The 13,364-nt window shown below is 51.4% G+C and carries 11 protein-coding genes, 2 pseudogenes and 1 other annotated feature; of the genes and pseudogenes, 4 read left to right on the plus strand and 9 right to left on the minus strand.

The window, feature by feature from the left end; genetic code table 11:
- Positions 1-113 precede the first annotated feature (113 nt).
- From phsC to J4650_RS05160, 4 genes and pseudogenes are all read right to left on the minus strand, one after another.
- Positions 114-878: a thiosulfate reductase cytochrome B subunit gene (phsC, locus tag J4650_RS05145; RefSeq protein ID WP_001092553.1), complete on the minus strand. Its 765-nt coding sequence runs from the start codon at positions 876-878 to the stop codon at positions 114-116.
- Entirely contained in the window at positions 875-1,453 is a 579-nt protein-coding gene (gene phsB, locus J4650_RS05150) for a thiosulfate reductase electron transport protein PhsB (RefSeq protein ID WP_001016236.1), read from the minus strand. Before phsB ends, phsC begins: the two co-directional genes overlap by 4 nt.
- A gap of 14 nt (positions 1,454-1,467) precedes the next feature.
- Positions 1,468-3,744: a thiosulfate reductase PhsA gene (gene phsA, locus J4650_RS05155; protein ID WP_000028228.1), complete on the minus strand. Its 2,277-nt coding sequence runs from the start codon at positions 3,742-3,744 to the stop codon at positions 1,468-1,470.
- 259 nt (positions 3,745-4,003) lie between these two features.
- Positions 4,004-4,096, minus strand: a pseudogene (locus tag J4650_RS05160) (heavy metal-binding domain-containing protein); the annotation flags it as partial.
- 266 nt (positions 4,097-4,362) lie between these two features.
- Between J4650_RS05160 and sopA the strand changes: the two are divergent.
- A complete protein-coding gene (gene sopA / locus J4650_RS05165; RefSeq protein WP_023993365.1) occupies positions 4,363-6,711 on the plus strand; it encodes an SPI-1 type III secretion system effector HECT-type E3 ubiquitin transferase SopA in 2,349 nt (782 codons plus the stop codon).
- A 129-nt stretch (positions 6,712-6,840) separates the two neighbouring features.
- Here the strand turns inward: sopA and J4650_RS22760 are convergent.
- Positions 6,841-6,918, minus strand: a pseudogene (locus J4650_RS22760) (hypothetical protein); the annotation flags it as partial.
- A gap of 135 nt (positions 6,919-7,053) precedes the next feature.
- Here J4650_RS22760 and sbcB point away from each other — a divergent pair.
- Positions 7,054-8,484: an exodeoxyribonuclease I gene (sbcB, locus tag J4650_RS05170; RefSeq protein WP_000216699.1), complete on the plus strand. Its 1,431-nt coding sequence runs from the start codon at positions 7,054-7,056 to the stop codon at positions 8,482-8,484.
- A gap of 135 nt (positions 8,485-8,619) precedes the next feature.
- On the opposite strand, the gene plaP is transcribed toward sbcB, so the two are convergent.
- The 4 genes from plaP to J4650_RS05190 all read right to left on the minus strand — a co-directional run bounded on the left by plaP (position 8,620) and on the right by J4650_RS05190 (position 12,048).
- Positions 8,620-9,978: a putrescine/proton symporter PlaP gene (gene plaP, locus J4650_RS05175; RefSeq protein ID WP_001519005.1), complete on the minus strand. Its 1,359-nt coding sequence runs from the start codon at positions 9,976-9,978 to the stop codon at positions 8,620-8,622.
- A complete protein-coding gene (gene yoeI, locus J4650_RS05180) occupies positions 9,968-10,030 on the minus strand; it encodes a membrane protein YoeI (RefSeq protein ID WP_096335044.1) in 63 nt (20 codons plus the stop codon). Before yoeI ends, plaP begins: the two co-directional genes overlap by 11 nt.
- 233 nt (positions 10,031-10,263) lie before the next feature.
- The gene (locus J4650_RS05185; RefSeq protein ID WP_000803384.1) at positions 10,264-11,178 is read right to left on the minus strand and encodes a LysR family transcriptional regulator; all 915 of its coding nucleotides are present in this window, start codon (positions 11,176-11,178) and stop codon (positions 10,264-10,266) included.
- A gap of 45 nt (positions 11,179-11,223) precedes the next feature.
- Entirely contained in the window at positions 11,224-12,048 is an 825-nt protein-coding gene (locus J4650_RS05190) for an SDR family oxidoreductase (RefSeq protein WP_000754712.1), read from the minus strand.
- 162 nt (positions 12,049-12,210) lie between these two features.
- Between J4650_RS05190 and hisL the strand changes: the two genes are divergently transcribed.
- Positions 12,211-12,261, plus strand: a complete 51-nt coding sequence (gene hisL, locus J4650_RS05195; protein WP_001364200.1) for a his operon leader peptide — start codon at positions 12,211-12,213, stop codon at positions 12,259-12,261.
- Positions 12,237-12,360, plus strand: a sequence feature (His leader region). It overlaps the preceding gene by 25 nt.
- A 47-nt stretch (positions 12,361-12,407) precedes the next feature.
- Complete coding sequence (gene hisG, locus J4650_RS05200) at positions 12,408-13,307, plus strand: ATP phosphoribosyltransferase (protein ID WP_000886604.1); 900 nt, start codon at positions 12,408-12,410, stop codon at positions 13,305-13,307.
- Positions 13,308-13,364 lie beyond the last annotated feature (57 nt).

Below are 13,364 nucleotides of genomic sequence, written 5' to 3' on the forward strand. Positions count from 1 at the left end.
TGGTCTCTATTTGCCGTTCTTTTTACGGAAGTTCAGTTAAACAAACATGGATAAATTGCAAGAAAATGTGACACAAGGCACATTTTCTTGCTGACATTATTTTATGGATACGCTCAGACGGCGGACTTATCCCCGCGCGGCGCGGTACGATGACGATGATAGCCGTCAACCATGCTACGGAAAATTTGTCCCGGCGTGTCGCCAAGAGTACACAGATAGAGATGCGCGCAAATAAACAGTAAGCCGATGATAGCAAGCGCCATATGCAGCACCAGCATCACAGGGCCCAGACCCGCAACCTGCGGATAGAGACACAGCAAACCGGTGATGATTAACAGCGGTACCAGCGCGTACATAATCGCCAGATATGCCAGTTGTTGCAGTGGATTGAACTTATTCTGCTCTGTTGCCGCGAACGGATGCGCTTCCCCTTTCATGATGCCAAAAAGGTAAAAACGCGTCTGGCGTATGCAGCGCGTTACCAGTCCGGAAAAATTTACCCGATAGTGACGCCCGTTACCTGTGGTGAGGTTGATCAGCACAAACCCGACCCAGAAAGCCAGTAAGGCAAAACCACACCAGGTATGCACTTGTACCATTAGCGCTACAGGGCCGAGAGAAAAATGACCAAATAAACCGCTTAACAGTAATAAAACAAACAGTAACGCATTTCCCCAATGCCAACGGCGAATCGCCAGCGAGTAGAGATAGTCACGATGCTCTTCGCCGCCCGCCGTTTTTGGCGCCAGCATCCGGCGCAATAACGCATGGATAACCAGCCCAACAAGCATGAGCAGCACCACGACGCCTGCATAAATTAACCACAGCGGCCAATAATCTGGCGCATAGTGTAGTTCCGCTCCCCAGATAGTATTCATGCTTTACCCTCCTGATGGACTTCTTTACGACGGTACAGACTGACCGCGCCGCTACGCGCCTCCTGCTGGCGATAGACCTCTTTCTGACCGACCCAGCGCTGGATCTCGCTCTCATCCAGTCTGCCGAATTTCAGCGCGTCCGTTGGGCAAACGGATACGCACGCCGGAGACTGGCCAGCCGCCAACCGCGTGTCGGCGCAGAAGTTACACTTGTCGGCGACACCGGTTTGCGGATTCAAATAGCGCACATGGAAAGGACACGCGGCAACACAATAATCGCAGCCAATACAGCGCGATTTATCCACCTGCACGATCCCGTTTTCATCACGATATGACGCTCCGGTAGGACAAACGCTGACACATGGCGCATTTTCACAGTGCTGACAGGAGACGCGGACAAATTGAAAATGGGTTAGTGCGTTGGATGCCTGTTCAGGGGCGCGAATTTGTACCTGTACGCGGCTAAATCCCTCCGGTACGTCATTAAGCACTTTGCAGGCAACGGTACACGCCTGGCAGCCGATACAACGTTTTTCATCATGCAGCATGACGTACTGATTCGTTAAATGATTCATGGTTCCCTCCTCCCTCATGCCCGGCTCAGCGTCACGCCTGCGGTATGCACTACCGTACCGGATACCGGACTCGTCACGTGCGGCAGTAAATTTCCGCAGTGGATACCGTGTGTCGTCGCCGCCGTTTTGGCCCCAGCTTTAGCGCCAAATCCCATATAGACAAAAAGCGTGTCCGGGCGGATACCGGGCGTCACCAGCGCCTTACCTTTCTCTTTACCCGTGGCATTTTCCAGCCAGATCTCATCGCCGGTCTTAATGCCTTTTTCTTGCGCCGTTTGCGGATGAACCCAGACCGCGTTATCCCACATTAGCTCGCTGAGTAAAGGTACGTACTGCGTCGCGCCATTGGTATGCACGGCCACCTTGCCCTGAATGAAGTAAAGCTCATTCTCTTTTTTCAGCGCAAAGTCACGAACGCGCGGAACGCCGTAGCCAGGGAGCAATTCCTCCAGGGTTGCGGAATAAAGTTCGATTTTGCCGGAGGGCGATTTGAAGCGAAGCTGTTCGCCATAGGTGTTGTCACTGTCCGTCGCGATAGCGCCGGGGTAACGCGCCGTAAACTGACGAACGGATTCTGGTTCGCGTAATAGCAGCGGAACGCCCCATTCGAGATACCCTTTCTGTCGCAGTTCCTTCGCTAAGGCATGGTCGCCGTTCAACTGATAGAGTTGGCGCGTCTGCATATCCTGCCACGGATAGTACTGCCCTAATCCCAACTGTTCGCCAAGTTCTTTCCAGATTTGCCAACTCGGACGCGCCTCGCCAATCGGCTCTACGACCTGTTGGCGCAGAGCGTAAGCCGGGTGCAGTCCCGACATATCGGATACCTCTTCGTCCCGTTCGAGATAGGTGCATTCCGGCAGCAGATAGTCGGCATATGCCGCGCTCTCGCTCAAATAGACATCGCAGCTGACCACCAGATCCAGTTGCTCAACGGTTTTTACCAGGTCCGAACGACAGGTGACGGTCTGGAAAGGATTATGCCGCGACATAATCCACGCCTTTATCGGGTAAGGCTTCTGGGTTAACGCCGAGTCAATAATGCTTTGCACCACGCCGCCGCCAGCGGCGATATATTTAAACTGCGGTGCGACCAAATCGATGCGTTGCGCCGTCGGTTTCGGCATATTTTTAATGTTGAGTTTCGCCAGCGTTGGCGCGACCTTTTCTCCGGCCAGTTTATTGTAAACAGACGCGTTTTTTTTCTGATATAGCCCGCCTTCGCGCTCAATATTACCGAGCAGCACATTAAGCGTAAAAATCATACGCCGCATATCGATCTCTTCCTGCGAGAACGTCGCGCGATGACCAGGACTGACAATAGCGTGAGGCGCGCAGGCGGCCAGTTCGCGTGTCACCCGGACAATAACGTCGGCTGGGACATCGGCCTGCGCGGCGGCCCATTCCGGCGTCGTCTCTTTTACCGCCTGTGCTAACTGTTCAAATCCGCTGGTATAACGCTCAACAAAAGACGCATCGTAGAGTTGTTCATCAATCATGACGTGGCACATCGCCAGCAGAACCGCTAAATCCCCCCCGGGACGAATAGCGTGCCACTCATCCGCCTTGCTGGAAAATATCGACAGACGCGGATCGAAGCTCACCATTTTGGCCCCCTTCTCCTGCGCGGTCATTAACTCATGGGTATCGGCAACTTCAATCCCTTCATACAAATTGTGGCCAAACGAAACCAGATAGCGCGTGTTAGCGATATCCATCGCCAGATCGCCGCCCATCATCACTTTTGCCGCAATGGCTTTCCCGGCAGGGCATGTTGAGGCGTGCGTAAAGGTATTAGGCGAACCAAAGGCCGTAGCCAGATGGAAAAGATGGCTGGAGAGCGAGCCCGATTTGGAAGAGAAAGCCACGCTCTCGGGGCCATGCTGCGCTTTGATGGCATTCATTTTCGCCGCGATTTCCTGGTAAGCCTGTTGCCAGCTAATCACCTGCCATTCACCGTCGCCGCGTGGCCCGGTGCGTTTCATAGGTTTTACAATCCGTTGCGGGTCATTGACCAGGCTGACGCCGCTCCCGCCCCTGGCGCATATGCGCGTCCCCTGCTGCGGCGCAGAAGGATTGCCCTGGATAAAAACGGTCTTGTTATTGACTACCTGCGCCTGAATAGGGCAACGAAAGGAACACATTTCGCACAAGCTTGGCGTTAGCGTGGTTTTACCGTTAATGCCGGCAATCGGGTTGCGCGCCAGCGCCCCGGGCGGAAAAGCGCCCAGCGCGCAGGCAGAGCAGCCGATGCCTACCCCCTGCAAAAAAGAACGACGACTAATGCTCATATAACCTCCTGTTATTAGATATAGCTGAAGATTATATTTAATTTGTATTATGAAATGTCGGCTTCAATCACAATTTGAAATAGTTGTTAAAATGAGCATGTCAACACGATAAAACCTTTTATTTTATAAATATTTTACATTTCCTGAACACGCACATGGACTATCATTGAATAATCAGCAGAATTACCAAACAACCCGCTGTTAATTATAAAAATGATACAATTCCAATAACACGTAATAATATTTAAAAGAAAACGATTATTTCCTGAAAAGCGATTTCACGCGCTTTACGCAGTTCTTTCTCATACGCGCCGGAACGTCCGCCGACGATATCCTGAATGCCGGTGAAAAACGCTGGTTGAGCATCGAAGCGGGTTTACTTTTGCGTGCACACGGGCTTCGTTACCCGACCCGCTCCCTTATGCCTTGATTTTTCCGCAGATACGTCAGCGTCCCACAATACGGTGACATGATGACAGGATGGACACTTTCTGAAAGAAACCTGCCAGATAACATGGTGAATTGTGATCTCCATCGCCATACCGACATATGAAGCTTACTTTTAAGGCGTTAAAAATCCAGACCGTTTTTCCATAATGATGTTGATAAGGAATTCTAATGAAGATATCATCAGGCGCAATTAATTTTTCTACTATTCCTAACCAGGTTAAAAAATTAATTACCTCTATTCGTGAACATACGAAAAACGGGCTCGCCTCAAAAATAACCAGTGTTAAAAACACGCATACATCTTTAAATGAAAAATTTAAAACAGGAAAGGACTCACCGATTGAGTTAGCGTTACCACAAAAAATAAAAGACTTCTTTCAGCCGAAAGATAAAAACACCTTAAACAAAACATTGATTACTGTTAAAAATATTAAAGATACAAATAATGCAGGCAAGAAAAATATTTCAGCAGAAGATGTCTCAAAAATGAATGCAGCATTCATGCGTAAGCATATTGCAAATCAAACATGTGATTATAATTACAGAATGACAGGTGCGGCCCCGCTCCCCGGTGGAGTCTCTGTATCAGCTAATAACAGGCCCACGGTTTCTGAAGGTAGAACACCACCAGTATCCCCCTCCCTCTCACTTCAGGCTACGTCTTCCCCGTCATCACCTGCCGACTGGGCTAAGAAACTCACGGATGCAGTTTTACGGCAGAAAGCCGGAGAAACCCTTACGGCCGCAGATCGCGATTTTTCAAACGCAGATTTCCGTAATATTACATTCAGCAAAATATTGCCCCCCAGCTTCATGGAGCGAGACGGCGATATTATTAAGGGGTTCAACTTTTCAAATTCAAAATTTACTTATTCTGATATATCTCATTTACATTTTGACGAATGCCGATTCACTTATTCGACACTGAGTGATGTAGTCTGCAGTAATACAAAATTTAGTAATTCAGACATGAATGAAGTGTTTCTACAGTATTCAATTACTACACAACAACAGCCCTCTTTTATTGATACAACATTAAAAAATACGCTTATACGTCACAAAGCCAACCTCTCTGGCGTTATTTTAAATGAACCGGATAATTCATCACCTCCGTCAGTATCAAGGGGCGGAAATTTTATTCGTCTAGGTGATATCTGGCTGCAAATGCCACTCCTTTGGACTGAGAACGCTGTGGATGGATTTTTAAATCATGAGCACAATAATGGTAAAAGTATTCTGATGACCATTGACAGTCTGCCCGATAAATACAGTCAGGAAAAAGTCCGGGCAATGGAAGACCTGGTGAAGTCATTGCGGGGCGGCCGCTTAACAGAGGCATGTATCCGGCCAGTTGAAAGTTCGCTGGTGAGCGTACTGGCCCACCCCCCCTATACGCAAAGTACGCTTATCAGCGAGTGGATCAGGCCTGTTCAGGAACGTTTTTTTGCCCACCAGTGCCAGACCTATAATGACGTTCCCCTGCCGGCTCCTGACACATATTATCAGCAGCGCATACTGCCTGTGTTGCTGGATTCGTTTGACAGGAACAGCGCCGCCATGACCACTCACAGCGGACTCTTTAATCAGGTGATTTTACACTGTATGACAGGCGTGGACTGCACTGATGGCACCCGCCAGAAAGCTGCAGCGCTTTATGAACAGTATCTTGCGCACCCGGCGGTGTCTCCCCACATCCATAATGGACTCTTCGGCAATTATGACGGCAGCCCGGACTGGACAACCCGCGCCGCAGATAATTTCCTGCTGCTTTCCTCCCAGGATTCAGACACGGCGATGATGCTCTCCACTGACACGCTGTTAACAATGCTAAACCCTACTCCTGACACTGCATGGGACAACTTTTACCTGCTGCGAGCCGGAGAGAACGTTTCCACCGCGCAAATCTCTCCGGTAGAGTTATTCCGTCATGACTTTCCGGTGTTTCTCGCCGCATTTAATCAGCAGGCCACGCAGCGACGCTTTGGGGAGCTGATTGATATCATCCTCAGCACTGAAGAGCACGGGGAGCTGAACCAGCAGTTTATTGCCGCCACGAACCAGAAACATTCCACCGTGAAGTTGATTGATGATGCCTCAGTGTCGCGTCTGAACACCGTTTTTGACCCCTTGCTTCCTGAAGGCAAACTCAGCCCGACACACTACCAGCACATCCTCAGTGCTTATCACCTGGCGGACGCCACCCCACAGAAGCAGGCGGAAACCCTGTTCTGTCTCAGTACCGCATTCGCACGCTATTCCTCCAGCGCCATTTTCGGCACTGAGCATGACTCTCCGCCCGCCCTGAGAGGCTATGCGGAGGCGCTGATGCAGAAAGCCTGGGAGCTGTCTCCGGCGATATTCCCATCCAGCGAACAATTTACCGAGTGGTCCGACCGTTTTCACGGCCTCCATGGCGCCTTTACCTGTACCAGCGTTGTGGCGGATAGTATGCAACGTCATGCCAGAAAATATTTCCCGAGTGTTCTGTCATCCATCCTGCCACTGGCCTGGGCGTAGTCCAGCCTCAACCCGCATGGAATTAAGGGACACAGCGTTGTGTCCCTTTGTAAATAGACCCGTTTTAGTCCATGCATTTTTTGAGATCCCGGCCAGATTGCCCCTGGCCTAAATTCCATACAGTACTAAATCAGAATCAGTAATTTCAGATGGACCGGAATATGGTTTACCATAGAGGGAGCGTAGTTTAGTGTCGCTGATGATCATTTTAGTATTTTGTACTCACCATCGCATGTACGAACATTAGCAACAATATCAATTGGTGTACAAATACAATCAATCAACGACAAAATAAAAGAATAAAATATTTCATATACATATAACATCAGGCGTGTACATCAAGTGACAGTTAAAAACGACAGCATACAGAGCACATTCCTCTTCCACGATTACGAAACCTTCGGTACGCATCCAGCCCTCGACAGACCTGCGCAATTCGCCGCGCTCCGTACGGATAACGACTTCAACGTTATTGGCGAGCCGGAGGTGTTTTATTGCAAACCCGCCGATGATTATCTACCGCAGCCCGGCGCGGTGCTGATTACCGGCATCACGCCGCAGGAAGCGCGTGAGAAAGGAGAAAACGAAGCCGCTTTCGCCAGACGCATTCATGCGCTGTTTACCGTTCCTAAAACCTGCGTTGTGGGCTACAACAATGTGCGCTTTGATGATGAAGTCACGCGCAATATTTTTTATCGCAACTTTTACGATCCCTACGCCTGGAGCTGGCAGCATGATAATTCACGTTGGGATCTATTGGATGTCATGCGCGCCTGTTATGCGCTGCGCCCGGAGGGAATTAACTGGCCGGAAAACGACGACGGCCTGCCCAGCTTTCGTCTGGAACATTTAACCCAGGCGAACGGGATCGAACACAGCAACGCGCATGATGCGATGGCGGATGTCTACGCCACTATTGCGATGGCGCAACTGGTGAAAACACGCCAGCCGCGGCTGTTTGATTATCTTTATAGCCACCGCAGTAAACATAAACTGGCGGCGCTGATTGACGTCCCGCAAATGAAGCCGCTGGTGCATGTCTCCGGCATGTTTGGCGCGTGGCGCGGTAATACAAGCTGGGTCGCGCCGCTGGCGTGGCATCCTGAAAACCGTAACGCGGTGATCATGGTCGATTTAGCAGGCGATATTTCTCCTCTTCTTGAGCTGGACAGCGATACCCTTCGCGAGCGGCTTTATACGGCCAAAGCCGATCTTGGCGATCACGCCGCAGTGCCGGTAAAGCTGGTGCATATCAATAAATGTCCGGTACTGGCGCAGGCGAATACCTTGCGCCCGGAGGATGCCGACCGGCTGGGAATTAACCGCCAGCACTGCCTGGATAACCTGAAAGTGCTGCGTGAAAACCCGCAGGTCCGCGACAAAGTGGTGGCGATTTTCGCCGAAGCCGAACCTTTTGCCGCCTCGGATAACGTTGATGCCCAGCTCTATGATGGTTTTTTCAGCGATGCCGATCGCGCAGCCATGAAAATCGTACTCGAAACCGAGCCGCGTAACCTGCCCGCGCTGGATATTACCTTTGTCGATAAGCGCATTGAGAAGCTGCTGTTTAATTACCGCGCACGCAATTTTCCCGGTACGCTGGATGACGCAGAGCAGCAGCGCTGGCTGGAGCATCGCCGTCAGGTGCTGACGCCGGAGTTTTTACAACAGTATGCCAATGAATTGCAGATGCTTTCTCAGCAGTATGCGGAAGATAAAACGAAGCTGGGGTTGCTGAAATCACTGTGGCAGTACGCAACCGAGATTGTGTAATTGACCAATGCCTGACGGGCATTGTTAATCCAGAGCGGATAAATAGTGACGCCGCCATCCGGTAAACATGCTGGATGACAAACAAAAAACCGGAGGCACTGCCTCCGGTTTTACTATTGCCGATAATACGCGCGATTACGCGACGTCTTCGTACTGTGGAACCGGGTTGCGGAAGCTTTTAGTTACGCACGCCAGATAAATCAGCCCGATACCCGCCCAGATCAGGCCCAGTACCATTGAGCTCTCTTCCAGGTTAACCCACAACGCACCAACCGTGAGCGCGCCGCACATCGGCAGGAACAGATACTGGAAGTGATCTTTCAACGTTTTATTACGCTTCTCACGGATCCAGAACTGCGAAATCACCGACAGGTTAACAAAGGTAAACGCGACCAGCGCACCAAAGTTAATCAGCGCTGTCGCCATCACCAGGTCAAAATTAATCGCCAGCAGCGCGATCGCCCCGACCAGGATGATGTTCATCGCTGGCGTACGCCATTTCGGATGAACGTAACCGAAGAAGCTTTTCGGGAATACGCCGTCGCGCCCCATTACGTACATCAGGCGCGCTACGCCTGCATGCGCAGCCATACCGGAAGCCAGCACGGTGATAGTAGAGAAGATCAGCGCGCCCACCTGGAAGGTTTTACCCGCCACGTACAGCATGATTTCCGGCTGAGACGCATCCGGATCTTTAAAGCGAGAGATATCCGGGAAGTACAATTGCAGGAAATAGGTTGCAAAGATGAAGATCAGGCCGCCAATCAGCGCGGTCAGGAAAATCGCACGCGGGATCACGCGCTCAGCATCTTTGGTCTCTTCCGACAGGTTACTGATGCCGTCAAAGCCGGTAAAGGAGAAGCACAGGATCGTCGCTCCCGTAATCATCGGGATAACGTGCGCATCGCCGGACCAGAACGGACGGGTGCTCGCCAGCGTACCGGCGCCTTCGCCTTCAAATACGCCATAAACCACCATGCCCAGAATGACCGCAATCAGCACCACCTGTAGCACTACAATCACGGTGTTGAAGTTAGCGACCGATTTGAGGCTGCGCAGGTTAAAGGCCGTCATAAAGGCCACCAGCGCCACAACAAACACCCATGACGGAATGGAGGGCACCAGCGCTTCAAAATAAATTTTCGCCAACAGAATGTTGATCATCGGCGCGAACAGATAATCGAGCAGAGAAGACCAACCCACCATAAAGCCAACGGTCGGGCTGATGGATTTCTGGGCATAGGTATACGCCGAACCCGCGGAAGGGTAGCGACGCACCAGTTTCCCGTAGCTCAACGCCGTAAACAGAATCGCGATTAACGCGAATGCATACGCCGTCGGTACGTGACCGTCAGTGAGGCCTGAAACGATACCAAATGTATCGAACAGCGTCATCGGCTGCATATAGGCAAGACCCATCATTACAACCGGAACTAACGTAAGCGTTTTACGTAATTCCACGCGAGAGGTGTTTGGAGTAACGTTATGCGACATGGTCATTCTCCTTTACGGCGAATGCCGTCGCGTAAGCAAAAAATTGCCCCATTTTCTGGATTCCTCAGCGACAACAACTGTCGATTTTTAAGTAAGTATCTATCCGGTACGAAGCCCGGCCTCTTGGTATTGAATGATGTGTTTGAAGCAAAAAAATAACCGACGCGTATTAAAACGTCGGTTAGTGTCATTTTTTGCAAGCGGCGTATTCTGCCCTAAATTGAAGTGAAATGACAAGAGAATGCGAGCGCGTTCAAAAAATTATTTTTCATAAGCGATTGATTTTTAAACCGGCGATTTTGCATACACCCCAGCAATAGCATTATTTGCTAAAATTTCATCCCGCCACCAGCCGCTGGCCAGCCCGGCGGTCTGTTCATTCCAGCCAACCCACACCGGTTCATAGACGATTTGCGCCACAACTTTCTTCTCTATAAGCGCGCCGCTTTCCAAAAATCGCTGCGCCAGATAACGCGGTAAATAGCCGCATCCCAGGCCGCTAATTTGCAGCTCCAGCTTGGTTTTAAAATCAAACACGGTAATCGCTTCCTGAGCGTCGAGCAGTTCAGACCCTATTGATCGCGAGGAATGGACGCTATCGCCAACCACAATCGCGCGAAAACGTTTGATCGTCTGGCGGCTAAGCGGTTCCTCTTCATGAACCAGCGGATGATGCGGAGCGACAGCAAACACCAGTTCAAGATCGCCCAGTCTTGCAAAGCCAAAGCCGGTGTCAGGCGGCGGCGCGCGCATGGCGCCAACAATAATATCCGCCCTTCCCTGCGTCAGCGTCTCCCATGAACCGCCGAGAACGCCATTGACAAATTTAAGGCGCGTCACGCTGTGGCGTTGATAAAAAGCGTCGATAAGCGGGGCCAGAAGAGAAAAGGGAAAGGTATCATCCACACCGATGACCAGTTCGTTCTCCCAGCCTTCATGCAGTTTAATCGCCTGCTTTTCCAGCTCGCGAACGGTGTGCAGCACTTCACGGCCTTTTTCCAGTAGCATCTTACCGGTTCGTGTAAATCGCGCGCGATGCCCGCTACGGTCGAGCAGTTGGATATTAAGATCGTTTTCCAGCTTATGAACGGTATAACTGAGGGCGGACGGCGTTTTAAATAATTTTGCCGACGCCGCCGCGAAGCTGCCTTCTTTTTCTAACGCATCAAGAATAACCAGAACGTCCAGCAGTGGTTTCATACTCGTCCCCTTGCGCTATATGGCGACCACCTGCTGGACAGCGACTCACTCCATCGGCATCACCAGCGGATCGGGATATTGATATTCAAATCCCAGCTCATTACAAATCCGGCTACCGTCGATAATCTTCCCTTTGCCGTTGTCCGGTGCGTCACGAAAATGCGGCGGCGCCATTCCCAGCAAGCGCGTCATTTGCGGATAAAACACGTTGCGGGCTGGATGCGCCGGCGCACATATATTATAGATGTGCCCTCCTTTCGGCGCCTGTAGCAAGAGGGTAATTGCGCCAACCACGTCTTCAAGATGCACCAGATTGACCCCGTGTTGACCATCCGGCGCGGTTTTTCCGGCAAAGAAACGACCGGGATGGCGTCCAGGCCCGACCAACCCCGCCAGCCGCAGAATATCTACTGACGTGCCCGGCAGATTATGCAGCCAATCTTCCAGTTCCTTCAGGGTACGCCCGCTGGCCGTGACCGGATTACGCGGCGTATTCTCTTTCACCACGCCTTGCGCATCGCCGTAAACAGACGTCGAACTGGTAAAAATAATACGCGGGATACGATAAGCCAGCGCGCTGTCGACCAGCTCCTGCATCGCCTGCAGATAAAAATCCTCTCCTGGACCGCTACGGCGCGCGGGCAGTGTTATCACCAGCGCATCGACATCCAGCAGAGCGTCAAGATCGTCCGCCTCACAGACCAGCTCCGGCTCCAGACGCAGCGGATAGCTTTCAATTCCACTCATACGGGCCGCTTCCACCCCGTCAAGGGTGGTTTTGCTGCCGGTAACCTGCCAGCCTCTCGCTGCCAGCGACATTGCCAGCGGCATGCCTAACCAACCTAAACCGACAATTGCGACCTTTTTCATCCATTTTCTCCTGACTTTAACGCTTTATACATAAGGCTACGCCAGCCCGCCGTGACTGACAATTCATACTATAAATGCGAAATGAAAAAAGCGCTTGCTTTAAGGCGTAAAAGTGGTTTAGGTTAAAAGGTATCAAATGAATAAGCATTCATCGGAATTTTTATGACACGCGTTCAATTTAAACACCACCATCATCACCATCATCCTGACTAGTCTTTCAGGCGATGTGTGCTGGAAGACATTCAGATCTTCCAGTGGTGCATGAACGCATGAGAAAGCCCCCGGAAGATCATCTTCCGGGGGCTTTTTTTTTGGCGCGCGATACAGACCGGTTCAGACAGGATAAAGAGGAACGCAGAATGTTAGACAACACCCGCTTACGCATAGCTATTCAGAAATCAGGCCGTTTAAGCGATGATTCACGAGAATTGCTGGCCCGCTGCGGCATAAAAATTAATTTACACACTCAGCGCCTGATTGCGATGGCGGAAAACATGCCGATTGATATCCTGCGCGTGCGTGATGATGACATTCCGGGTCTGGTGATGGATGGCGTGGTCGATCTCGGCATTATCGGCGAAAACGTGCTGGAAGAAGAGCTACTCAACCGCCGCGCGCAGGGCGAAGATCCACGCTATTTAACCCTGCGCCGTCTTGACTTCGGCGGCTGCCGTTTATCACTGGCAACGCCGGTTGACGAAGCCTGGGACGGCCCGGCCGCGCTGGACGGTAAACGTATCGCTACCTCTTATCCGCACCTCCTCAAACGCTACCTCGACCAGAAAGGCGTCTCTTTTAAATCGTGTCTGTTAAATGGTTCTGTCGAAGTCGCGCCGCGCGCGGGGCTGGCCGACGCTATCTGCGATTTGGTCTCTACCGGCGCGACGCTTGAAGCTAACGGCCTGCGTGAAGTCGAAGTTATCTACCGCTCTAAAGCCTGTCTGATTCAGCGCGACGGTGAGATGGCACAGAGCAAGCAGCAGCTGATCGATAAATTGCTGACCCGTATTCAGGGCGTGATTCAGGCGCGCGAATCGAAATACATCATGATGCACGCGCCAAGTGAACGCCTGGAAGAGGTTATCGCCCTGCTGCCAGGCGCTGAAAGGCCGACAATTCTGCCGCTGGCGGGCGAGCAACAGCGCGTGGCGATGCACATGGTCAGCAGCGAAACGTTGTTCTGGGAAACCATGGAGAAACTGAAAGCGCTTGGCGCCAGCTCGATTCTGGTACTGCCGATCGAGAAGATGATGGAGTGATCTGACGCCTGATGGCGCTGCGCTTATCAGGCCTACGTAATGCGTTGATATTTTGGG

It is taken from the genome of Salmonella sp. 32120201201600049SM (assembly GCF_017572835.1).
GTDB lineage: Bacteria > Pseudomonadota > Gammaproteobacteria > Enterobacterales > Enterobacteriaceae > Salmonella > Salmonella enterica.

Coding starts and splice junctions, on each gene's coding strand:
- phsC (WP_001092553.1), bottom strand. CDS start 878: ATGAATACTATCTGGGGAGCGGAACTACACTATGCGCCAGATTATTGG.
- J4650_RS05185 (WP_000803384.1), bottom strand. CDS start 11,178: ATGAAACCACTGCTGGACGTTCTGGTTATTCTTGATGCGTTAGAAAAA.
- hisG (WP_000886604.1), top strand. CDS start 12,408: ATGTTAGACAACACCCGCTTACGCATAGCTATTCAGAAATCAGGCCGT.
- J4650_RS05190 (WP_000754712.1), bottom strand. CDS start 12,048: ATGAAAAAGGTCGCAATTGTCGGTTTAGGTTGGTTAGGCATGCCGCTG.
- plaP (WP_001519005.1), bottom strand. CDS start 9,978: ATGTCGCATAACGTTACTCCAAACACCTCTCGCGTGGAATTACGTAAA.
- phsB (WP_001016236.1), bottom strand. CDS start 1,453: ATGAATCATTTAACGAATCAGTACGTCATGCTGCATGATGAAAAACGT.
- sopA (WP_023993365.1), top strand. CDS start 4,363: ATGAAGATATCATCAGGCGCAATTAATTTTTCTACTATTCCTAACCAG.
- phsA (WP_000028228.1), bottom strand. CDS start 3,744: ATGAGCATTAGTCGTCGTTCTTTTTTGCAGGGGGTAGGCATCGGCTGC.